Source organism: Carboxydocella thermautotrophica (assembly GCA_003054495.1).
Classification (GTDB): domain Bacteria; phylum Bacillota.
Map to the genome: position 1 here is coordinate 873,358 of CP028514.1, position 23,199 is coordinate 896,556.

General features: G+C 52.5%; 23 protein-coding genes. All 23 read left to right on the plus strand.

The annotated features are described in order from the left end of the window. Window positions 1–2: 2 nt before the first annotated feature. The 23 genes from recN (at window position 3) to CTH_RS04430 (ending at window position 23,172) form a co-directional block, all read left to right on the plus strand. Window positions 3–1,661 carry a DNA repair protein RecN gene (recN, locus tag CTH_RS04320; RefSeq protein WP_159071825.1) on the plus strand — a complete coding sequence of 553 codons (1,659 nt, stop codon included), beginning with the start codon at window positions 3–5 and terminating at the stop codon, window positions 1,659–1,661. A 71-nt stretch (window positions 1,662–1,732) separates the two neighbouring features. Beyond that, window positions 1,733–2,446, plus strand: coding sequence for a spore cortex-lytic enzyme (gene sleB, locus CTH_RS04325; protein WP_078665013.1), 714 nt, complete (start codon window positions 1,733–1,735; stop codon window positions 2,444–2,446). Between the two features lie 14 nt (window positions 2,447–2,460). After that, window positions 2,461–3,816 carry a germination protein YpeB gene (ypeB, locus tag CTH_RS04330; protein ID WP_078665014.1) on the plus strand — a complete coding sequence of 452 codons (1,356 nt, stop codon included), beginning with the start codon at window positions 2,461–2,463 and terminating at the stop codon, window positions 3,814–3,816. A 159-nt stretch (window positions 3,817–3,975) separates the two neighbouring features. Next, complete coding sequence (gene spoIVB / locus CTH_RS04335; RefSeq protein ID WP_159071826.1) at window positions 3,976–5,241, plus strand: SpoIVB peptidase; 1,266 nt, start codon at window positions 3,976–3,978, stop codon at window positions 5,239–5,241. A gap of 117 nt (window positions 5,242–5,358) precedes the next feature. Continuing rightward, a complete protein-coding gene (spo0A, locus tag CTH_RS04340) occupies window positions 5,359–6,132 on the plus strand; it encodes a sporulation transcription factor Spo0A (RefSeq protein WP_079932898.1) in 774 nt (257 codons plus the stop codon). An 89-nt stretch (window positions 6,133–6,221) separates the two neighbouring features. Beyond that, the gene (steA, locus tag CTH_RS04345) at window positions 6,222–7,346 is read left to right on the plus strand and encodes a putative cytokinetic ring protein SteA (protein WP_078665017.1); all 1,125 of its coding nucleotides are present in this window, start codon (window positions 6,222–6,224) and stop codon (window positions 7,344–7,346) included. A 21-nt stretch (window positions 7,347–7,367) separates the two neighbouring features. Further along, window positions 7,368–8,312 carry a copper transporter gene (locus CTH_RS04350; protein WP_078665018.1) on the plus strand — a complete coding sequence of 315 codons (945 nt, stop codon included), beginning with the start codon at window positions 7,368–7,370 and terminating at the stop codon, window positions 8,310–8,312. Next, on the plus strand, window positions 8,260–8,949 hold the full coding sequence (locus CTH_RS04355; protein WP_078665019.1) for a glycosyltransferase: 690 nt from the start codon (window positions 8,260–8,262) through the stop codon (window positions 8,947–8,949). The genes CTH_RS04350 and CTH_RS04355 overlap by 53 nt, the downstream gene beginning before the upstream one ends. After that, window positions 8,949–9,776 (plus strand): MraY family glycosyltransferase, encoded by an 828-nt coding sequence (locus tag CTH_RS04360; RefSeq protein ID WP_078665020.1) that lies wholly within the window; start codon window positions 8,949–8,951, stop codon window positions 9,774–9,776. Before CTH_RS04355 ends, CTH_RS04360 begins: the two co-directional genes overlap by 1 nt. Before the next feature lie 33 nt (window positions 9,777–9,809). Further along, on the plus strand, window positions 9,810–11,531 hold the full coding sequence (locus tag CTH_RS04365; RefSeq protein WP_078665021.1) for a sigma-54 interaction domain-containing protein: 1,722 nt from the start codon (window positions 9,810–9,812) through the stop codon (window positions 11,529–11,531). A gap of 205 nt (window positions 11,532–11,736) precedes the next feature. After that, on the plus strand, window positions 11,737–12,828 hold the full coding sequence (buk, locus tag CTH_RS04370) for a butyrate kinase (RefSeq protein ID WP_159071827.1): 1,092 nt from the start codon (window positions 11,737–11,739) through the stop codon (window positions 12,826–12,828). Then, on the plus strand, window positions 12,825–13,745 hold the full coding sequence (locus CTH_RS04375; protein ID WP_078665023.1) for a bifunctional enoyl-CoA hydratase/phosphate acetyltransferase: 921 nt from the start codon (window positions 12,825–12,827) through the stop codon (window positions 13,743–13,745). The genes buk and CTH_RS04375 overlap by 4 nt, the downstream gene beginning before the upstream one ends. A 12-nt stretch (window positions 13,746–13,757) precedes the next feature. Next, window positions 13,758–14,819: a Glu/Leu/Phe/Val family dehydrogenase gene (locus CTH_RS04380; RefSeq protein ID WP_107754265.1), complete on the plus strand. Its 1,062-nt coding sequence runs from the start codon at window positions 13,758–13,760 to the stop codon at window positions 14,817–14,819. Window positions 14,820–14,830: 11 nt separating this feature from the next. Then, window positions 14,831–15,640, plus strand: a complete 810-nt coding sequence (locus tag CTH_RS04385; protein WP_079907903.1) for an acetate and sugar kinases/Hsc70/actin family protein — start codon at window positions 14,831–14,833, stop codon at window positions 15,638–15,640. Beyond that, on the plus strand, window positions 15,640–16,359 hold the full coding sequence (locus tag CTH_RS04390; RefSeq protein WP_107753185.1) for a nucleotide-binding protein: 720 nt from the start codon (window positions 15,640–15,642) through the stop codon (window positions 16,357–16,359). The genes CTH_RS04385 and CTH_RS04390 overlap by 1 nt, the downstream gene beginning before the upstream one ends. Window positions 16,360–16,377: 18 nt before the next feature. Then, complete coding sequence (locus tag CTH_RS04395) at window positions 16,378–16,599, plus strand: 4Fe-4S dicluster domain-containing protein (protein ID WP_078665026.1); 222 nt, start codon at window positions 16,378–16,380, stop codon at window positions 16,597–16,599. Window position 16,600: 1 nt separating this feature from the next. After that, on the plus strand, window positions 16,601–17,665 hold the full coding sequence (locus CTH_RS04400; RefSeq protein ID WP_078665027.1) for a 3-methyl-2-oxobutanoate dehydrogenase subunit VorB: 1,065 nt from the start codon (window positions 16,601–16,603) through the stop codon (window positions 17,663–17,665). 8 nt (window positions 17,666–17,673) lie between these two features. Then, window positions 17,674–18,420 carry a thiamine pyrophosphate-dependent enzyme gene (locus tag CTH_RS04405; RefSeq protein ID WP_078665072.1) on the plus strand — a complete coding sequence of 249 codons (747 nt, stop codon included), beginning with the start codon at window positions 17,674–17,676 and terminating at the stop codon, window positions 18,418–18,420. A gap of 1 nt (window position 18,421) precedes the next feature. Further along, window positions 18,422–18,982 (plus strand): 2-oxoacid:acceptor oxidoreductase family protein, encoded by a 561-nt coding sequence (locus tag CTH_RS04410; protein ID WP_078665028.1) that lies wholly within the window; start codon window positions 18,422–18,424, stop codon window positions 18,980–18,982. Between the two features lie 125 nt (window positions 18,983–19,107). Beyond that, window positions 19,108–20,229: a M20/M25/M40 family metallo-hydrolase gene (locus tag CTH_RS04415; protein ID WP_078665073.1), complete on the plus strand. Its 1,122-nt coding sequence runs from the start codon at window positions 19,108–19,110 to the stop codon at window positions 20,227–20,229. Between the two features lie 5 nt (window positions 20,230–20,234). After that, window positions 20,235–21,317, plus strand: coding sequence for a DUF3866 family protein (locus CTH_RS04420; RefSeq protein WP_318262763.1), 1,083 nt, complete (start codon window positions 20,235–20,237; stop codon window positions 21,315–21,317). A gap of 21 nt (window positions 21,318–21,338) precedes the next feature. After that, window positions 21,339–22,508: an endonuclease Q family protein gene (locus CTH_RS04425; protein WP_078665029.1), complete on the plus strand. Its 1,170-nt coding sequence runs from the start codon at window positions 21,339–21,341 to the stop codon at window positions 22,506–22,508. After that, complete coding sequence (locus CTH_RS04430; RefSeq protein ID WP_078665030.1) at window positions 22,486–23,172, plus strand: hypothetical protein; 687 nt, start codon at window positions 22,486–22,488, stop codon at window positions 23,170–23,172. The genes CTH_RS04425 and CTH_RS04430 overlap by 23 nt, the downstream gene beginning before the upstream one ends. The last annotated feature ends 27 nt before the right edge of the window (window positions 23,173–23,199 follow it).

Here is a 23,199-nt window from a genome sequence, read left to right on the forward strand (position 1 = left end):
TGATGCTCCTCACCTTGTGTATCGAAAATTTTGCCCTGATTGAGAGGCTGGAACTGGAGCTGGCAGAAGGCTTCACTGTTTTTACCGGGGAGACCGGGGCTGGTAAGTCCATTATCATGGATGCCCTTGCCCTTTTGACCGGGGCTAGAGGGGCTACTGAATTTATCCGCCATGGGGCCCAGGAAACCAGAGTAAGCGGGGTTTTTTTGCCAGCTGACCGGGAAGGCTGGGTGGTAAAACTGCAGCAACAGGGGATTGAACCGGAGGAAGACGGCACTATTTTTCTGGAGAGGGTATTGAACCTGAATGGCCGCAGCCAGTGCCGCATTAATGGCCGTTTATTGCCTTTGAACCAGTATCGGGAGCTGATAGGTGGCCTGGCCGAGATTCATGCTCAGCACCAGCAGCAGTTTTTGCTCAGACCGGAACGGCACTTAGAACTGCTGGACCGTTATGCCGGGCGGGACCATTGCCAGCAGGTCAGGCAGCTTGCCCAATTGGCCCGGCGTTATCGCCAGCTGCTGGCAACAAAGGAGGAACTGCAGGCCAGCGGCCGGCAGCGCTGGCGGGAAATAGATTTACTCCGTTACCAGCTGCAGGAAATCGATAAGGCCCAGTTACAACCAGGGGAAGAGGAAGAACTGCTGGAAAGGGTACAATTACTGGGTCAGGCGGAGAGGTTGGCCCAGTCCTGTGGCAGGGCCTATGAACTGCTGGCGGCAGGAAGTGGCCGTCAGCCGGCTGCTTTGGACCTGCTGGCCCAGGTGATGGAGGAAGTGAAACAGCTGGCTCGCCTGCATCAGGGAGCAACTCCGCTGGCTACTGAGGTGGAGGAGTGCTATTATCGCCTGGAAGAGCTGGCCCGGGAGCTGAGCCGTTATCAGGAAAAAATCGAGTTTGACCCGGAAGGGCTGGAACTGGCTCAGGAGCGACTGGATTTGATTAAACAGCTCTGTAAGAAATATGGCAGTACGGTGACGGATGTGCTGGCTTACCGGGAACAGATCAAACTGGAGCTGAACAAACTGGAACAGGCGGAAGAGAATCTGGAGGAAATCCAGCTACAACTGGAACAGCTGGAACAAGAGGGGAAAGAGCTGGCAGAGGTGGTCAATGGGCAAAGAAGACAGGCCGCTATTCTCCTGGCCAGAGCGATTGAAAATCAATTAGCGGATCTGGCCATGGCCGGTTCCCGTTTCTCTGTCCAGCTGTCTCCAACGGAACACTGGAGCCAGAACGGTGGCAGCGATGCGGAATTTTTCCTCAGCCCCAACCCGGGAGAACCTCTGAAGCCCCTGGCCAAAATCGCTTCTGGTGGGGAATTATCCCGGATTTTACTGGCTTTACGCACTGTTTTGCTAACTGAGGAACCGGGAATCACCCTGGTTTTTGATGAAGTGGATGCTGGCTTGAGCGGGGCAGCAGCCCGCAAGGTAGGAGAAAAGCTGGCCCAGCTGGGCCAGCAGTATCAGGTCCTGAGCATCACCCACTCTCCGGCGGTAGCAGGTCTGGCTGATCAACATTTCTACATTTATAAAGAAGTAGTTGGGGAAAGAACTTTTACCCGGGTCAAAACTCTGGCAGCGGAGGAAAGGCTGACAGAACTGGCCCGCATGGTAGGTGGCGAACATACGGGAGAACTTCTGAAAGCGCAGGGCTAAGGCTCTGCGCTTTTGCATATTTAAGTCCCTGAGCAGGCAAACTATGGTCGGAAAAGAATTGGCGGGAAAGGATGAAAAAAATGGAACGCAAAACCCTGCTAGGGATGCTGATGATCTTCCTCTTACTTCTGGGCTGGGGCTGGCACTGGGCAGAACAAAGTTTGCCAGCCATCTCCCGCACTCTGTTCTGGGGGAGCTCCGGGGCAGATGTAAGGTCTGTTCAAGCCAAACTCAAGGCCTGGGGGTATTACACGGGGCCAATTGACGGGATCTACGGGTCATCGACCTGGACGGCGGTGAGAAAATTCCAGCGGGCTAATGGATTGACTCCTGATGGAGTAGTCGGGCCTGCCACTCTGAAAGCTATGGGCCTCTGGACTTCTCCAGCCAGGGCAGTGCGGACCACCACAACAATCAGCCGGGGGCTGATGCGGCGCAATGACCTGACTTTACTGGCTCGCCTGGTACAGGCTGAAGCTGGTGGGGAACCCTATGAAGGACAGGTAGCTGTAGCGGCAGTGGTTTTAAACCGGGTGGCCAGCCCCCTGTTTCCCAACACTATAGCTGATGTGATTTTTCAGCCTCTGGCCTTTGAGAGTGTGTCCAATGGACTGATTAATAGGCCGCCTTCAGCTACAGCCCTGCAGGCAGCCCGGGATGCCTTGAATGGCTATGATCCTACCCAGGGAGCTCTCTTCTTCTGGAATCCCAGTAAACCGGTAAGCAGCTGGATCTGGTCCCGTCCGATTATTCGCCGGATTGGAGACCATGTGTTTGCGCGCTGAGAGGAGATGATGGTATGCGTGGACAGAGAATAGCGATTTTTTTGCTCAGTTTGGGCTTACTAGGAGTAGGCTGGTGGGGCTGGCAGCAAAAAATGATGAAAGAGGATCTGGAAAAACTGTTAAGTAATCACTATCAGCGTTCCTTTTATAATTTAGCCGACCATGTAGGCAATGCCGAGATGCTACTGGGCAAAAGCCTGGTGGCAATGGATCCTAAGGCCAATGCGGCTATACTGGCTGACCTCTGGTATGAGGCGATCACTGCCCAGGAAAATCTGGGTCAGCTGCCATTGAGCAATTCCACCACAGTTAAAACAGCCAAATTTCTAAACCAGCTAGGGGATTATGCCTATTTTCTCAATAAACGCAATGCTGAAGGCAAGTTACCGGGGAAGAAGGAAAGAGAGCAGCTGCAAAAACTCTATCGCCAGGCCCAGAAGCTGAATGCCGAATTGCAGGTGGCAGTCCAGGATGTGCAGGATGGGCGGGTTTATCTGGCCGAGGTGCGCCGGGAAAGCGGCAGTACCCTGGGGCGTCAGGCCCGTAAACCGCAGCCGCTGGATATGAAGCCAGTTGCCAAGGCAATGCAGGATACACCTGCATTAATCTACGATGGGCCTTTTTCCGAACATTTAGAACGGGCCTTGCCGCGGGGCTTAAGCGGGGAAAATATCACCCTGGCCCGCGCTATGGATATTGCTCGCAGTTTTATTGATGGTCAGGGCAAGGTCTGGGAAGTGCGGACTAAAGGGGATGTCAGGGGGAAAATCCCCGCCTTCAGTCTAGAACTGGTGCCGGCCGGGAAAACCTCAGAAGAACGGATAATTATGGACATTAGCAAAAAAGGCGGTAAAGTTATCTGGATGCTACACCGGCGCAAATTGGCTGAACCCGTACTCTCGGCTGAGGAGGCGGAAAAACGGGCAGTAGCTTTTGCCCGCTTGCGGGGTTATGATAACCTGGCACCCACTTATGTTTTACGGGAAGACGGAATTGCCACGGTGGCCCTGGTGGCGGTTCAGGACGGGGTGTTGCTTTATCCTGATCTGGTAAAGATCAAGGTAGCCCTGGACAATGGACAAATCCTCGGCTTTGAGGCTACTGGTTATCTGATGTCCCATATTCAGCGCCAGTTGCCCCCTGTCCTGGTTAAACCGGAAGCTATCAAGAAAAAACTGCCTCCGGAGCTGAAAGTGGAACATATTAAGCTGGCTTTGATTCCCACTCCCAGTCGCAATGAAATTCTCTGCTGGGAAGTGAAAGGCAAACTGGCAGGCGAATTGTATTATGAATATTTTAATGTAAAAAATGGTAGTGTCGAAAAGGTTTTAAAGGTGATTGAGACACAATTTGGTTCACTGACCATGTAAAAATTTGCTGCAGGCTTTTTAGCCTGCATTTGTTTTTCTTTCCCTGTTTTAAAGCGGCAGTATAAGAAAATAAGGAACAGGACAAGTTATGATTAGCCGCAAAAATCGCTTAAAGGAGGTGTCATTTAAAGCAATCAGGTCATAAAGGAGGGAAATAGGGTGAGGAAAGGTATTTTGCTGGTTTTCCTGCTGATTTCCGCCTTCATTCAGGCTCCAGTCCATTATTTTTCCGCTTTGCCTACCGCCCAGCAAGCAGTGGTGGGAGAAAAACTTACCCTCGCCATCAACTGGCCTAAAACCTGGCAGCGCTTTTTGCAAATCGTTAATGTTAATTACTCACCGGCTATTTCCTTGCAACAGGGTCAACCGGTTGCCAGAGAACCGGGAGAAGCCGAACTGGCGGTAAAATTGTTTGGGTTTTTACCGTTGCATCGCTTTACTGTCAGGGTTCTGCCGGAGATGCATTTGATACCCGGGGGACAGTCTATCGGAGTATTATTAAAATCCAGGGGTGTAATGGTAGTAGGTTATGCACCTATTACCAGTGAGGGGGAAGAAAAAATATATCCGGGCCGGGATGCCGGGGTGTTAATTGGAGATACCATTCTGGCTATCAATGGGAAAAATATTAACAATGAGAAGGAAATGGCAGAGATAATTACACAAATTGGGCAAAAAGGAGAAAAAGCTATCCTTACTATTGAACGGCGCGGTACCCGGTTACAGGTGGCCGTAACTCCGCGTTTTTGTCCCGAAACCCAGAGTTATCGGATTGGTTTATACATTCGGGATAGTGCTTCTGGAGTTGGCACTCTTACTTTTATTGAACCCAAAAAAGCTTATTTTGGTGCCCTGGGTCATATAATAGCCGATAGTGATACCAGTGAACCCATTGACATCCGGGAAGGCAAGATTGTACGAGCAGTAGTACAGGCCATTCATAAAGGCAAAGAAGGATTTCCTGGAGAAAAATTGGGAGTTTTTGTGGACGATGGCAGCTGGTGGGGTGAAATTACCCATAACACTCAGGTGGGTATTTTTGGCAGGATTTATGGCAAGTTTCCTGCCAGCCGGCCTCTGCCAGTAGTAAGCAATAACCAGGTAGAAACAGGACCGGCCCAAATTTTAACAGTTATAAATGGCGAAAAAGTAGAAGCCTTTACCATCAAAATAAAAAAATTGTTGCCCCCTGATCGACCGGATGGTAAGGGAATGGTGGTGGAAATTACCGATCCCAGGCTTTTAAAAGAAACAGGCGGAATCATTCAGGGTATGTCTGGTAGCCCCATAATCCAAAAAGGTCGAATTGTGGGAGCGGTTACTCATGTTTTAGTCAATAATCCCCGTCTGGGTTATGGATGTTATATCGAAAAAATGTTAGAAGAAGCGGGCCTTGTCGAAACCTGGAAAAAAGCCGCCAGTTAGGCGGTAAATTTTTTTGTAGAAATTGTTTATGCAATAAAAGCAGGAATAACCAGTCTAGCGTCGAATGGAATTATAGACAATAAAAAGAAAAAGAAGTGGTGTACAGGGGGCGAAAAGATGATGTACAAAGATGTGAAAATCCTCTTAGTTGATGATAACCGGGAATTTTGTGATATGTTGAGCAAACACCTGACCCGGGATGAGGATTTCATTCTGGTCGGAGTAGCTCATAATGGACTGGAAGCTCTGGAACTAATCCAATCGGAGCAACCAGATTTAATCATTCTGGATTTAATTATGCCTCATTTGGATGGGATTGGGGTACTGGAAAGAATGCAGACCCTGGATCTGCCGAAGCGGCCAAAAATTTTAATGCTTACCGCTTTTGGTCAGGAAACCGTGACCCAGAAGGCAATGCAGCTGGGGGCAGATTATTACCTGTTGAAACCCTTTGATTTCAATGTTTTAAGCCATCGCATCAGGCAAATGGTGGACACCGGCTATACCATTCCTGCCTATACTCCTGTCGCCAAAACCAAAAACCTGGATGTGCTGGTGACCAACATCATCCATGAAATGGGAGTACCTGCCCATATCAAGGGATATCAATATTTACGGGAAGCTATTTTGATGGTGGTGGACCATGTCCATTTGTTAGGAGCGATTACCAAGGAACTCTATCCTGCCATTGCTGAGAAATACAATACCACTCCTAGCCGGGTGGAAAGAGCCATTCGCCATGCTATTGAGCTGGCCTGGGACCGGGGCAATGTGGAGATGATGAACAAGTTCTTCGGTTACACAGTTAATAATGAAAGGGGCAAACCCACAAATAGTGAGTTTATCGCTATGATAGCCGATAAACTGCGTATAACTGCCAAAGTTAGCTAAGACAGCGAGGCTTGCCCTCGCTGCTCTTTTTTGCAAGGAGTTGCATAGAGGTAGTAAATAGGGTAAAATCTTTTTGAGGTGAAAAAACCATGGAAATCAAGGGCATTGCCCGTGTGGATAAAAAAACCAAGAACCTGGCCAAAAGAATCAAACCAGGAGAAATTGCGGTTATCAATCACCAGGATCTGGACGAAGTGGCAGCCATGAGCCTGGTTAAAGCCCGGGTAAAAGCGGTGGTCAATGCTGCAGCCAGTATCTCCGGCCGTTATCCCAACCTGGGGCCCAGGGCCCTTTTGCAAAACGGAATCCCCCTGATTGACCTGGCCGGGGAAAGTATCATGGAAACCCTGCGGGAAGGGCAACAGGTGCTGATAAAAGAGAACGGGGAAATTTGGGTGGGCGATAAATTGGCCGGTTTTGGGCAATGGCTGACTATTGATGAGGTGGAACGGCAGCTGGCCAATGCCAAGGCCAATATCGCCGGGGTTCTCAAGGATTTCCTGGAAAATACCCTGCAGTATGCCGAGAAGGAACAGGGATTGATTCTGGGGGAAGTGGCTATTCCGGAAACCAGGACTCAGTTTGCTGGTCGGCATGCCCTGATCGTAGTGCGGGGGCAGAATTACCGGGAAGATTTGCTGGCTATTAAAAGCTATATCGATGAAGTTAAACCGGTGCTAATCGGTGTGGACGGTGGTGCTGATGCCCTGGTGGAGTTTGGTTATTGCCCTGATGTGATTGTAGGGGACATGGACTCCATTTCTGATGAAACCCTGGCCTGTGGGGCAGAGTTGATCGTTCATGCCTATCCTGACGGTCGGGCGCCTGGGCTGGCCCGAGTGCAGCGACTGGGTCTTGAGGCCAGAACTTTTCCCGCTCCTGGCACCAGTGAGGATATAGCCATGCTACTGGCCTATGAAAAAGGTGCTGAATTGCTGGTAGCGGTGGGTACCCATTCCAATTTCATCGATTTTCTGGAAAAAGGCAGAAAAGGGATGGCCAGCACTTTTCTGGTGCGTCTGAAAGTGGGGTCCATTCTGGTAGATGCGCGGGGTGTAAATCGGCTTTATCGGCACCGGCTCAAACCCAGGCATGTGGTGGAAATCGTGGTGGCGGCCCTTATTCCCATCTTTATTATTATCGTCACGGCACCCGCTACCCGCGAGCTGGCGCGCTTGATGTATTTGCAGCTTAAATTACTGCTGGGGATTTAACTGGAGAGGAGTCTTAAGGCAATGTTTGATTTGCGCTACCATATAGTTTCCCTGGTAGCTGTCTTTTTGGCCCTGGGGATAGGGATTCTGATTGGCTCTGCCATGGAAACGGATAATACCCTGATCCAGCAACAAAAGGTATTGACCGATCGCCTGGCGGCTGATCTGGAAAAACTGCGGGGTGAAAACAAGGAGGCCATGGAAAAACTGGCCAAAGAGCAAAAGGAATCGGCACAACAAGAGGAATTTGTGAAAGAAGTTCTGCCGGTTTTGATTAAAAATCGCCTGACTGGCTACCGGGTGGCCATAATCGATACCGGTGATTATGGCTTTAATGATGACTTGCTGGATATTTTGAAAAAGGCAGGGGCGGTGGTAACCAGCACTTCGGTGCTAAGCCGGGATTTCGTGCTGGCTGATCCGCAATTACAAAAGGAAGTAGCGGCTTTTCTGGGAGTAGACCCCAACAGCCAGGCGGCCATAGTTAAGGAAATGACCTGGCAGGTAACCCGGGGTCTGGTAGTTGGAGATAATCTGGCGGTCATCAAGTTTCTGACCGATAAGAAACTGCTTAAAATTACAGGAGCCTACGGGCAGCCGCTGCAAGGGGTGATTATTATCGGAGGCAGTCAGCAACCCCAGACCGCTCAGTTCCGGGTAGAGAATATTGATTTGCCCCTGATTGAAGCCCTGCAGCAAAAAGGGATCGAAATTTTCGGAACCGAATATTCCAGGGTGGCAGTTTCCTACATGAAAAATTATCAGCGTTATAAGATTTCCACTATTGATAATATCGATACTCCCATGGGCCAGGTAGCACTGGTAGCAGCCATGGAAGGACGGCCCGGGGATTATGGTATCAAGGCAACTGCCGGCCGGCTGTTGCCGGATTTGAACAGGGAGGTTAAAAGGATTGTCTTGCCAGGATCGGTACCAGGTGCTGGTGTTAGTACCAGCCCACAATGAGGAAAAAAAGATAGCTGCTACGGTTAAAAGCGCTTTGACCATTCCGGGAGTGACCCGGGTAGTGGTGGTGGATGATGCTTCTACTGATCGCACAGCTGAACTGGCCGAGGCGGCTGGAGCAGAGGTGATTCGCCTCTCCCGCAATCTGGGAAAAGGAGGAGCTCTTAACCGCGGATTGAAAGAATTCCGGGAAGATTTGCTTTTGCTACTTGATGGCGATCTGGGGGAAACAGCGGCTGAAGGGGTTAAATTGCTGACTCCTTTACTGGAGGGACGGGCGGAGATGACCATTGCCCGTTTTCCCAGGGCCAGCAAAAAAGGGGGCTTTGGGCTGGTCAAAGGCCTGGCCCGCTGGGGGATCCAGCGTTTAAGTGGCTACCTGCCCCAGGCCCCATTATCCGGACAGCGCGGGCTAACCCGGAAGGCGATGGAGACGGCAGGCGGTTTCGCTGAAGGTTATGGTGTGGAGGTAGCTTTGACGGTGGCGGTAGCCCGGGCGGGACTGCCCATTCTGGAGGTAGAATGCGCCATGACCCATGATGAGACCGGTCGTGATTTGGCCGGTTTTTGGCACCGGGGACGGCAGTTCTATCACGTAGCGCGCACCCTCTGCTATTTGCACAGGAGGTATAGATAATGGTTTGGTGGATACTGGCTCTTGCTGGTGCAGGTCTGACCAGGTTGATCCTGCCGTCCCTGTTTGCCATCTGGCAGCAAGCGGGTTTTTTGCGTCCCAATTTTCGCGGTGAACAAATTCCGCTGGGGGTTGGGGTTTTTCTGCCTCTGGTCTGGCTGATACTATTGCCAGGGGTAGTTTGGCTGGTTCCTGAGCAGCGGGACCATGGCCTGCAACTACTTCTGGCGGTAACCTTTCTTACCTTGCTGGGTATGCTGGATGATGTGCTGGGGTCCCGCCGGGTAAGTGGGTTAAAAGGTCATCTGGGCAGTCTGTTCAGGGGCAGGATGACAACAGGAGCTTTAAAAGCAGTCATGGGAGGCTGGCTGGGTCTGGTACTGGCCTGGCTGGAATTCCAGCCCCGAACCGGGATTGGGTGGATTCAAACAGTGCTGGCCGGCCTGATGGTAGCCCTTTCTATCAACGCTATCAATCTGCTGGATTTGCGACCAGGCCGGGCGGGCAAGGGTTTTTTGCTTTTTGGCGGTTTACTGGTTTTGCTTTCCGGTCTGGCAGCGGCGGCGGGCTTTTGGCTGGTAACGGCCGGCATGCTGGTTGCCTATCTGCCTGCTGATTTAAAAGCCCGCTGTATGCTGGGGGATACAGGAGCCAATCCACTCGGGGTGATTCTGGGATTATCAGCCCTCTGGGCCTTGCCTGCCTGGGGACAGCTGGGCTGGCTTCTCTTTCTGATCGGCTTTCATTTTTTGACGGAAAAATATTCTTTGACTGAGCTTATTGCCCGCACGCCCTGGTTGGATTATATAGATAGATGGGGCCGGGAGTAACGGGAGGCAGCAAGAGGGGGAGGACTGGGCGATATGGAAATTAGCAGCAGGGAACTGGCAGTGATCCTGGATTCCACCCATGATGGCATGATCGCTGTAAACAGGGAGGGAGCTGTTACCCTCTTCAATGCAGCGGCAGAGCGTTTGACCGGACTGAAGCGGGAAGAGGTAATTGGCCGCAAAGCCCAGGAAGCTATTCCCAATACCAGACTGCATATTGTGCTGGAGACAGGCGTGCCGGAGCTCAATCAACAGCAGCATCTTGGTAAAACCACCATCATAACCAACCGGGTCCCTGTGAAAGATGAAGAGGGACGGGTAGTGGGGGCGGTGGCGGTTTTCCGCGATGTGGGGGATTTTGAAGCTCTGGCAGAAGAGTTGACCAATGTACGGCAAATCAAGACGATGCTGGAAGCCATTATCAATGCCACCAATGATGCGATTTCGGTAGTGGATGAGAACGGCATGCAAATTCTGATCAACCCGGCTTACACCCGTTTGACCGGTTTGACAGAGGCGGATGTCCTGTATAAACCGGCCACAGTGGATATTGTGGAAGGGGAAAGCATGCATTATAAAGTGCTGCGCACCCGGCAGCCGGTACGGGGCGTGCGCATGAAAATTGGACCCAACAAGAAGGAAGTTATGGTGAATGTGGCCCCGATTATCGTCAATAATGAATTAAAAGGCAGTGTTGGGGTTATTCACGATTTATCTGAAATCAAAAAACTGACAGAAGAACTGGAGCATGCCCGCCGTCTGATTCGCCATCTCGAAGCCAAATATACCTTTGATGATATTATCGGTCAGAGTGAGGAACTGAAACTGGCTGTGGAACAGGCGGAAAGGGCGGCAGCTACTCCTGCTACCGTTTTGCTCAGGGGGGAAAGCGGCACAGGCAAGGAGTTGTTTGCCCATGCCATTCATAATGCCAGTACCCGCAGCAGCCAGAAGTTTATCCGGGTCAATTGCGCCTCCCTTACTGATACCCTGCTGGAAAGCGAGCTTTTCGGATATGAGGAAGGGGCCTTTACCGGAGCGGTAAAAGGCGGAAAACGGGGGCTGTTTGAGGAAGCCAACGGGGGCACCATTTTCCTGGATGAAATCGGGGAGATTTCCTTGACCTTACAGGCCAAACTGCTCAGGGTCTTGCAGGAAAAGGAAGTGCGGCGGGTCGGGGGCACCAAGGCTGTTCCTGTGGATGTCCGTGTAATCGCTGCCACCAATGCCAATCTGGAGGAAAAAATCCGGGAAGGCAGTTTCCGGGAGGACCTTTATTACCGGCTTAATGTTTTTCCCATTTTCATTCCCCCGCTGCGGAGGCGGAAACAGGATTTACCCCTGCTGGTCCGTTTTCTGATCGGTAAGTTCAACCGGGAATTTGGACGGCAGGTGGAACGGATCGAACCGGAAGCCCTGAAAGTGCTGGAAAACTACGATTGGCCGGGAAATGTTCGGGAACTGGAAAATGTGATCGGCCGGGCCATTATCAATATGCGCCCGGGAGATACGGTAATTGCCGTCCGGCATTTGCCGTCCCTGGGCCTGGTCCGCCCTCAGGTTGAGGGAGAACACCGGCTACCGGATAGTGGCTGGCAGGGAGAAACCCTGGATGAAATTCTGGCCAGGGTGGAAAGACAGGTAATCTGTGATGTGCTGGCTCAATGCGGTGGCAACAAAACCCTGGCTGCCCGCAAACTGAATATCGCTGTGCGCAGCCTTTACTATAAAATGGATCGTTATGGCTTGCGTTAACCTGCAAAAAAATGCAGATGACCAGAAATCCTGCAATTTATTGCAGGATTTTTTTTGCAAAAGAAAAGACCTGGCCGAATTTGTGCTTGTGGGTATAAGTCCAATCCGGTCAAAACGGGAGTTATACAGCATAAAACTAAAATTTTCAGACAACACTTTTTTGGCATGGCTTTTGCTAAAACTAATAGCTGAAGGGGGAAGTATGATGGCAAAACAGGTAGTACTGGCGATTAACCCGGGTTCAACTTCAACAAAAGTGGCGGTTATTGCAGAAGACGGTACAGTGATCTGGCAGGAAACCTTGCGCTATTCGGTGGCTGAACTAGCATATAGAGAAAATGTTGTGGAACAGCTTCCCCTTCGTCTTTCTGACCTGGAGCGTCTGCTGGCGGAGAAAGGTCTGGGAGGCGGAAAACTGGTAGGTGTGGTTGGACGCGGTGGGTTACTGCGCCCCTTGCACAGTGGCACTTATCTGGTCAATGAGGCCATGCTTGCAGATTTAAGACAGGGCTGGGGAGGCCAGCATCCCTCCAATCTGGGCGGGATACTGGCCAGAATGCTGGCTGACCGTTATGGGGTGGAAGCATATATAGTCGATCCTGTTTCTGTAGATGAAATGATTCCGGAAGCTCGGAGAACTGGATTGCCGGAAATCAGGCGTTTTTCCCATTTACATGCCCTTAATATCCGACGGGCCCTGTTGCGCTGGCAAAAGGAACAATCCTGTTCCCCGCGGGAGTTAACCGGGGTAGCTGTTCACCTGGGTGGGGGCATCACCGTAGCGGCTGTACGGCAGGGTAGAATCATTGATGTCAGCAATGCCAACCAGGGCGGACCCATGAGTCCGGAACGGGCCGGGGCCCTGCCTTCAGCGGCACTGGCTTACTGGCCGGAAGAGACGGACTATCACTATCCACCCCTGGCCAAAAGGCTAGTCGGGGGTGGAGGACTGGTTTCCTACCTGGAAACCAACAGTTTGGTGGAAGCGGAAAAGCGGGCAGAGGCAGGAGATGAGAAAGCCCGCCTGGCTTTACAGGCCATGGTAAAGCAATTGATTAAGGAAATCGGGGCGATGGCCGCCATTTTAGATACATTACCGCGGTTTTTGCTGTTTACCGGAGGCATGGCTTTTTCCCACTGGTTAATGGAGCAATTGACTTCAGCTTTAAACTGGCTGGCGCCGATAACTGTCTACCCGGGAGAAGAGGAACTGCCAGCCCTGGCTGAGGGGGTTTTTCGTGTCCTGGCCGGGGAAGAATCTGTGCGAATTTATCCTGAAGGAGTGAGCGGTGAGTGATTACCAATTTTGACCAGCTGGTGGAAACTGCCCGCAGTTATCCCTCCCAGCGCCTGGCGGTAGCGGTGGCTCAGGACTGTGAAGTACTGGCAGCCGTCAGGGAAGCCATCGAAGAAAACCTGATTACCGCCCGCCTATTTGGGGATGAGGAGGAAATCAAGAAGGCTGCTGTCAAAGCAGGGCTGGACCTGAACAGGGCTGAGATTGAAGTTATCCATGAAAGGGATCCTGTCAAAGCCAGCCAGATGGCAGTGGTGGCAGTAAAAACCGGACAGGCGGATATGCTGATGAAAGGTCTGGTTCACAGTGCTGTAATTATGAAACAAATTCTGGACAAGGATACCGGGCTACGCAAAAGCAAGGTGCTGAGTCATGTGGCCTTGCTGGAGGGACCAGGACCTGACCGCATCACCTTCATGACTGATGGGGGCATGGTGATCAATCCCAATTTACAGCAGAAGGTTGAGATGATCAATAATGCCGTCGGGGTAGCCAGGGCGCTGGGCTACCAGCAGCCCAAAGTGGCAGTAATAGCCGGGCTGGAACTGGTTAATCCCGATATGCCTGCTACCCTGGATGCGGCTGTACTGGCCAAAATGGGTGAAAGAGGACAAATTCCTCATGCCATAGTGGATGGGCCACTGGCCTTAGATGTGGCTCTTTCCAGAGAAGCGGCTCTACACAAGGGGGTGAAAGGGGAAATTCAGGGGGATGCTCACATCCTGCTGGTACCCAATCTGGAAGTGGGAAATGTGTTGTACAAGACAGCGGTAGCTTTTGGTGGTGTTAAGACAGCTGGAACCATCACAGGGGCCAGTGCTCCTATTATTCTCACATCCCGGGCGGATAGCCACTATGCCAAGTTCTATTCCATTGCTCTCGCCCAGGTGCTGGCCTGGCAAAATCAAAGGAGGTAAGGAGAAATGAGTCTGGAAGTATTTGAGTACATGAAAAAATATGATTATGAACAAGTCGTTCTCTGTTACGACAAGGCTTCAGGGCTGAAAGCTATTATTGCCATCCATGATACTACCCTGGGCCCGGCTCTGGGTGGTACCCGGATGTGGACTTATGCCAGTGAAGATGATGCCATCCTTGATGCCCTGCGGCTGTCCCGGGGTATGACCTATAAGGCAGCTGCTGCCGGCCTCAACCTGGGCGGAGGCAAAACGGTTATTATCGGTGACCCCAGAAAAGATAAGAGTGAGGCGCTGTTCCGGGCTTTTGGTCGCTATGTGGAAAGCCTCAATGGCCGCTATATTACCGCTGAGGATGTAGGCACTTCGGTACAGGATATGGAATATGTACGCATGGAAACCCGCTGGGTAACCGGGGTAGCCAGTGGTTCGGGTGACCCGTCTCCCATGACCGCTTTTGGTGTCTGGAAAGGGATGAAAGCAGCGGTCAAAGAAAAATTTGGCACTGACTCCCTCTCCGGTATGACTGTAGCTGTTCAGGGCCTGGGCCACGTAGGTTATTACCTGTGTAAGTATCTTGCTGATGAAGGAGCCAAACTGGTTGTAACCGATATCTTCCCCGAACGGGTTGAAAAAGTGGTTCAGGAATTTGGTGCCCGGGCAGTAGAACCGGAAGCCATCTATGGCGTGGAAGCGGAGATATTTGCCCCCTGTGCGTTAGGGGCAGTAGTAAATGATGAGACTCTGCCCCAGTTCAAATTCCAGATTATCGCCGGTGCTGCCAACAATGTCCTGAAGGAAGAACGGCACGGGGATGAGCTGGAAGCAAAAGGCATCCTCTATGCCCCTGACTTTGTCATCAACGCCGGCGGTTTGATCAATGTGGCTGATGAGCTGGAAGGATACAATCGGGAACGAGCAATCCAGAAAATCGCAGGTATTTATGATAATATCTTGCGGGTATTTGCCATTGCTAAACGGGACAATATTCCCACCTATAAAGCAGCAGAAGTCATGGCTGAGGAACGGATCCGGACAATCGGGCAGGTGCGCAATAACTTTTTGCGCAAGTGAGGAGGATGTCTGTGAACACCTACCTGTGGTACTGGCAAGAACGACGGGACTGGCAGAGAATAATCGTCAGAGCAGAGCGAAAACAGGTGGGAGATCTCTGGCTGTCCAGAGCTGAAGCAAGGGCACGGCTGCACGGGTCCTTGCTTAGCACTTATCCGCCTCAGCGCATCATCCTGCTGGCTACTGACACTGAACAGAATATACCGGAGATTTTACTGGAAACAGGGGTACCGGTAGAGATGCAGTATCTGCTGGGGACGATTCAGTTACCAGCAGAACTGGAACTGAGCGGGCATGCTTCCGTAAGACGCCAGCCCCTGTTTCCCCTGGCCCTCTGGCAAAAACAGATACCGGCTGCGGATGAGCCCTGGCTTTATCTCTATCTGGGACAGTATCCCTTTGTCTCTCTGGGGGTTGGCAAAAAGCTGGTAGATGTGTTAAGCTATTGGGAAGGAGAGGGGCCGCTGGGACCATTATCCACTGGACAACTGCCGACCCTGGCCTGGCTGGAATGGCTCTGTCAGCAAAAGCTATCCGGAGCGAAAGCGCAAGAACTGGTGCGGAGTAAGGGCGGAATAGCCGCCTATCTGGGGAGGGAATGGCAGCCCGGAGAAAAATTGCCCCCTGAGCTGGCCAGCACGGTGGTATATCAGAGTTTAAAAGGGCTGGGCAGTTTATGGACATTGAGCCAGGGGCAGGCCAGACGGCTGGTGCTGGCCGGGGAACTTTTGCTGGATCAGCAAGTACTTGAGCCCATTCAGAACTGGGCTCAAGCTCGACAGCTACTGGTCAGGGTGTTGCCTGCCGGGGAGGAATTTTAGTGAAAAATTATGTTTTTGTTGGCTATTATGGCAGTGGTAAAACCGAAATGGCGGTTAATTTCGCTTATGCCAGAAAACAAGCAGAACAACGGGTGGCTCTGGTGGATCTGGATATTGTCAATCTCTACTTCCGCTCGCGGGAACTGAAGGAAAAACTGGCAGAGGACGGAATTGATGTGATCGTATCAGAAGGCAAGCTGGCTCTGGCTGATTTACCGGCTCTCACACCGGCTATTTACGGGGTCCTGAGCCAACCACAACTGCCAGTGATTTGGGATGTAGGCGGTGATGAGGTGGGGGCTACGGCTCTGGGCCGTTTTGCCGCACAGATTGAGGCCAGCAGCTATCAGCTGTACCTGGTGGTTAACACCTTCCGTCCCTTTACCAGAAAGCCCGCCGAAATCCTGAAGGTAAAAGAGGAGATTGAAAGGGCTGCCAGGCTGAAGATTACCCATTTTGTCGCTAATCCCAATTTAGGGGAAGCTACTACAGTCCAGCAGGTCTTTGAAGGTACCCTCCTGGTGGAGGAGGCGGCGATACAGGCCGGTATACCTCTGGCCTGGGTAGGGGTATTACCAGGGTTACTGCCAGAAGTCAGTGAACTTTTGCCGGGCCGCAATTTCCTTACCCTGGAACGTTTCATGCTAACACCCTGGCAACGGGACCAGCAGACTTTCAACACTGATCCCCGCACTATGTTTAAGCCCGGTAACAGGTAAGTGAGGAGGTAAGAAGCAATGCCCAGAGTAACATTCAGGGAAGAACGCTGCAAAGGCTGTGAACTGTGTTTGCACGTTTGTCCCCAGCAAATTATCACCCTGGCGGAGCATTTTAATGCCATGGGCTTTCATCCGGCCACCGTTAAGGAGATGGAAAAGTGCATCGGATGTGCTATGTGTGCCCGCATGTGTCCGGATGTAGTTATAGAAGTAGAAAAGGAAAGCAAGGAGGGGGAGTAAGATGGCCAAACTGCTGATGAAAGGCAACGAAGCGATCGGGGAAGCGGCTGTCCTGGCCGGATGCAAATATTTTTTCGGCTATCCCATTACTCCCCAGAGCGAGTTGCCCCACTACATGGTCAAAAGGCTGCCGGAAGTGGGCGGAGTTTTTTTGCAGGCCGAAAGTGAAGTGGCTGCCATCAACATGGTTTTTGGGGCTGGGGGTGCCGGGGCCAGAGTCATGACTTCATCATCCAGTCCTGGTATCAGTTTGAAACAAGAGGGAATTTCCTACTTGATCGGTGCTGAGGTTCCAGCGGTGATTGTCAATATCATGCGGGGCGGACCGGGACTGGGCAATATCCAGCCTTCCCAGGCCGACTATTTCCAGGCTACCAAAGCGCCTGGCCATGGTGATGGCCGCATGATCGTCCTGGCGCCTTCCTCTGTGCAGGAGATCGTGGATCTGGTTATTCTGGCTTTCGACCTGGCTGACCAGTATCGTAACCCGGTGATGGTACTGGGTGATGGAGTGCTGGGCCAGATGATGGAACCGGTAGAAATAGATGATAATTACCAGCCCCGGCTGCCGGAAAAGCCCTGGGCAGCAACGGGCAAGCGGGGACGCGCCAGCAACAATATCATTAACTCCCTGCATATCGTGGATAAGGACAATGAGGAATTCAACCGGCATTTGCAGAAGAAGTATGCGGAAATCGCGGCCAGGGAAGTTCGCTATGAAGAATACTGCACGGATGACGCAGAGATCATCCTGGTGGCCTATGGCACCTCAGCCCGGATTTGCAAGGGTGCGGTGGACCTGGTCAGGGAAGAAGGCATCAAGGCTGGACTGATCAGACCGATTACCCTCTGGCCTTTCCCTGCTGAGATCATCAATCGTCGGGCTGAACAGGCTAAAGCTTTTCTGTCCGTAGAGATGAGTGCCGGCCAGATGGTAGAAGATGTCAAGCTGGCGGTTAACGGGAAAAAACCGGTATATTTCTACGGTCGAATGGGCGGTATTCTGCCAATGCTGGATGAGATTGTGGCTGGTATTAAGGGCCTGGCGGAAGGAGGGGCTCTCTGATGGCAGAAATGAAAAAAGTTTTTACCAGAACCAGGGGGTTAACGGAAAAGCCCTTCCATTATTGCCCTGGCTGTACCCATGGGGTTATTCACCGTCTGGTGGCGGAAGTGCTGGAAGAGATGAATTTGCTGGACCGGGCTATTGGTGTGGCCCCGGTAGGTTGTTCTGTTTTTGCCTATGAGTACTTTAACTGTGATATGTTTCAGGCTGCCCACGGCCGGGCTCCTGCTGTGGCTACTGGCATCAAACGGGTTCATCCTGATGCAGCGGTGTTTACCTATCAAGGGGATGGCGACCTGGCTGCGATTGGAACCGGGGAAATCGTTCATGCTGCTGCCCGTGGGGAAAAGATTACTGTAATTTTCGTTAATAATGCAATCTATGGCATGACTGGAGGCCAAATGGCCCCCACTACTCTACCGGGTATGGAGACTACCACCTCACCTTTTGGTCGTAACACTGAAACCCAGGGATTCCCGGTCCGGGTAGCGGAAATGCTTTCAACCTTAGATGGCGCAGCCTATATTGCCCGGACAACAGTCATCAATCCCAGATATATTATGCAGGCTAAAAAAGCTATTCGCAAAGCCTTTGAAACCCAGATGGCCGGGAAAGGCTTTACACTGGTAGAAGTGCTGTCCACCTGTCCTACCAACTGGGGTATGACTCCCATTGAAGCAACCAAATGGTTGGAAGAAAAGATGATTCCCTATTATCCCTTGGGGGAATTTAAAACCCCGGCGGAGGTGAAATAGGATGTTACATGAAATTATCATGGCCGGCTTCGGGGGCCAGGGAATTATGTCCATGGGCCAGCTTCTGACCTATGCCGGGATGTTTGAAGGTAAACATGTGGCCTGGATTCCTTCCTACGGTCCGGAAATGCGGGGAGGAACAGCCAACTGCGGTGTGACTGTCAGTGACCGTCCCATCAGTTCGCCGGTAGTTTTTAACCCTACCGCTGCCATTATCATGAATATCCCCTCCCTGGATAAGTTTGAACCAGCGGTCAAGCCAGGTGGGTTGATTCTGGTCAACAGCTCCCTTGTGGACCGCCAGGTAAAACGAACTGATATTAAAGCTTTCTATATTCCTGCCAATGAAATCGCTGAAGAGCTGGGCAATCCCCGGGTAGCAGGTATGGTCATTCTGGGTGCGCTGGTGGCATTAACCAGTATGGTCAGTTTCAAGTCCCTGGAAGAGGCCCTGAAAAAGGTGCTGCCCGAGTACCGGCACAAGTTAATTCCGCTTAACATGCAGGCTTTGGAGCGCGGGGCCACTTATGTGAGCCAGCAGCTGCAAACCGCTGTTAGTTAAATCTTTTCAATTTTAATTTAGGCCTGCTGGGCCTTTTTTCTTTTCTTCCCGCTTATGATAAAATAGATAAAAAAGCCGGAGGCACTACTATGGCAACTATTATTGGAAAGGACGGAGGTAGTTTCATGGTAAATACTTCACGCTTGGTACACGAATTTTTGACAATGGTGCAAATCGATTCCCCTTCCCGCCAGGAACGGGCCATGGCGGATTGGTATAAAGCTCGCCTGATTGAACTGGGCTTGACAGTGGAAGAAGATGAGGCAGGTAAAGCTATTAATGGCACTGCCGGTAACTTGATTGCCCGGCTTCCCGGGGATGGGCAGGGCATGCCCATTTTTTTCAGCGCCCACCTGGATACAGTGGAACCAGGCCGGGGTATCAGGCCTTTAATCGAAGGAGATATCATCCGAAGTGCGGGTGATACCATCCTGGGTGGGGATGACAAAGCTGGACTGGCGGTCATTCTGGAAGCCATCCGTATAATCAAGGAAAACAACCTGCCCCATGGGGAGATTGAACTGGTAATCACAGTAGCAGAAGAATGTGGCTTGCTGGGGGCCAAACAGTTGCATCGCCAGCAATTGCAGAGTATAGCTGGGTTTGTTCTCGATGCTGGTGGACCGGTGGGCTCCATTGTGGTCAGGGGGCCGGCCCAAACCAAAATTGAGGCTACTATTCGCGGTAAGGCCGCCCATGCCGGGGTGGAGCCGGAAAAAGGTATCAGTGCCATTCAAGTGGCAGCCCGGGCCATTGACCGCATGCCCCTGGGCCGCATTGATGCCGAGACCACAGCCAATATTGGGGTAATCGAAGGGGGTAAGGCTACCAATATCATCCCCGATATGGTTAACCTGAAAGGGGAAGCCCGTTCTCTGGATCCGCGTAAACTGCATGCCCAGACCAAGCAAATGACCACCATTCTGGAACAGACAGCCCAGGAGTTTGGCGCCTATGTACAGCTGACTGTAGAAGATCTCTATCCTGAGATAAACCTGAAACCAGAGGAACCGGTGGTTCAGATTGCCCGCCAGGCTATCCAGGCCTGTGGTCTCACCCCCAGTCTGGACAGTACCGGGGGTGGCAGTGATGCCAATATCTTCATTGGACTGGGCTTGCCGACGGCCAACCTGGGGATTGGCATGCAAAATGTCCATTCAGTAGAAGAAAAAATGGCTATCAGCGATCTGGTTAAACTGACGGAGGTAGTACTGGCTATCGTTAAAACTGCCCATGACTGGAGGTAGAGGGCGTGATTGCCAGAAAAGAAGGGATAGTCCTGACGGTAAAGCGGGATTTAGGAGATTATCAGGAACTGGAAGTGGAAATGGGAGGGGAGAAAGCCCGGGCGGTCAATTATCCCCCCTTGACCGGGCCCTGTCAACCAGGGGACCGGGTTTTGCTCAACACCACTGCAGTAGAGCTGGGCCTGGGCACGGGAGGTTTTCACTATGTCATGGCCAATTTCTCCCGCCCCCGGGAAGAACTGCAGGGCCAGGGTCATATCATGAAACTGCGCTATACCCCTATGCAGTTAAAGGTGCTGGCTGCGGAAGAGGAGGCCAGCCCCTGGCATCAAGAATTGAAAAACTTTACCGGTCTAAAAAAGACGCCGGTGGTTTGTGCCACCCTGCATAGCCAGTTGCCGGCAGTATGTGTAGGTATTCAGCGGGAATGCCGTCATCGGTTGCGGGTGGTATATGTAATGACTGATGGGGCAGCTCTGCCCCTTGCCTTTTCCCGGCTGGTTCGGGAACTGAAGGAAAAGGGGCTAATTTCTGCTACTGTTACCTGCGGCCACGCATTTGGCGGAGACCTGGAAGCAGTTAACCTTTATTCTGCGCTGGCAGTTGCTAAAGTTGCTGCCCGGGCGGATGTAATTGTCATCGCCATGGGGCCAGGAATTGTGGGTACTGGTAGCAAGTGGGGATATACCGGGGTGGAGCAGGGACAGGCTATCAATGCCGTCCATACCATGGGGGGCAAGGCTATCGCCGTTCCCCGCCTCAGTTTTGCCGACCCTCGTCCCAGGCATCAGGGGGTAAGCCATCACACCCTGACTGCCCTGGCCGAAGTGGCCCTGGCCCCCTGTCAGCTGGCATTACCCCGGCTGGAGCCAGCCAAAGCCCACCTGGTCAGGCGCCAGCTAACCGGGGCAGGGATTCTGACCAAACATCGATTGTATGAACTGGAGGCTGATGACCTGGTCAAGGCCATGGTAGAGGAATATCAGCTACAAGTTACTACCATGGGCCGCTCGCCGGCGGAAGACAGGGAATTTTTCGCCGCCGCAGCGGCTGCCGGGCGGCTGGCTGCCCGGCAGATTGTCTGGTAATTTGGAGACGGGAGGAAAAGGATGCGCAGTTTTTATGCTGATTTGCATATACATTTAGGGGCTACCACAGCCGGGCGGCCGGTAAAAATCACCGCTTCCCGGCGGCTTACCCTGCCGGCAGTGCTGGCAGAAGCAGCTTACCGCAAGGGGCTGGATATTGTGGGAATTATCGATGCCCAGGCCCCTGGAGTACTGGCTGATTTGAAGGAAATGATAGCAGCAGGGGATTTGCAGCCACTGCCAGAAGGAGGGCTGCTGTACCGTCAGCGGACTTTGCTGGTTCCGGGGGCGGAGGTGGAGAGCAGGGAAGGGGCCCATTTCCTGGCCTATTTTCCCGGACTGGAAGAAATGGAGCAGTTTAGTACCTGGTTGGCCGGTTTTATGCGCAATTTGCACCTTTCCAGTCAGCGGGCCCACCTCAGTTTGAGCCAGATTTTGCAGCAAACCCTGGAACTGGGAGGTTTGCTGGCACCGGCTCATGCTTTTACCCCGCATAAGGGGCTATACGGCTGTGCTTGTGCCAGTCTCGGGGAACTGCTCACTCCGGCGGAACAGCAAGAAATCCGGGTGCTGGAACTGGGCTTGAGCGCTGATACTGCCATGGCGGAGCGGCTGGCCGAACTGGCACGGGTAGCTTTTTTGAGCAATTCTGATGCGCACTCCCTGGAGAAAATCGGGCGGGAATATAATGAACTGTTGCTGGCAGAGCTCAACTGGAGGGAAATGCTGAAAGCCTTCTACCATCAGGATGGCAGGAGAATCATAGCCAACTGGGGGCTCGATCCGCGGCTGGGCAAATATCACCGCAGTGCCTGTGCAGATTGTGGCTGGACTGCCGGAGAGGAGAAGCCGCCGGTGACATTTTGCCCTGCCTGTGGCAGCAAGCAACTGATTACCGGGGTGCTGGACCGGCTGGTGGCGATTACCACCGAGCCGGCGGTCGGGGGTAAGCATCCTCCCTATTACTATCAAGTGCCCTTGCAATTTCTGCCTGGTATCGGTAAGAAAACCCTGGAACGTTTGTTGAGCCAATTTGGGACGGAAATGGCTATTTTACATCAGGTGCCAGCAGAAGATCTCATTCGGACTGCCGGGGAGAAAATAGCCGCTCTGATTCTGGCCTGTCGCCAGGGCCAGGTGAAAATTCAGGCCGGAGGAGGCGGTACTTATGGGCGAATCCTGCAAGGTTAGTCACCCTGTCCCACTGGTAACGGTCACTGTTAATGCTTCCGGGGCTGCGGCTGCTGCCCGCCAGGGGCTGGTGGTAGTAATAGTGGATGTAATTGATATGTCCACCACTGCGGAAGGCCTGCTGGAGGCAGGGGCGGCAGCTGTGATCGGGGCCAGTCCCGATCAAACCAGGGCCCCGGTGGCTGTTCAGCCTCGACAGCGGGGAATGGAGGCGGGCCAAAAGGCCCGGGAGCTGGGGACGGGAGTGATTCTGGTCAGTGAACCCAGGTATGGCCAGGAAGAGGAACGGAGGGCGCGCTGCCAGAAGGCTCTGGCCGGGCTGGCGGAAACGGGATTAACACCCGAGCTGGTCCTGCCCAACCTGGGGGCGGAAACGGCGAAAATGGCGGATTTTGCAGGAAAGGTTATTCTACTGGTCAGTGATACCGGCGGGGTTGCCTATGATGCTGCTGTCACAGCAGGAGCTCCAGCGGTGCTAACGGCTACCATTGCCCGCACCATCGGGCGCCGGGGGACAGAGCCAGCCCGGCTGGGGGCGGAGCGGGCCAGACTAAAGGCCCGGGAACTGGGCACCGGGGTGGCGGTAGTGGCGGCCAGTGGCAATTCCCTGGAAGACGTGCTGGCTGCCGAGTATATTGGGCGTCTGTTGCTGGAAAGTCCTTGATTTTTCATCCTGACCTGGGATATTTTC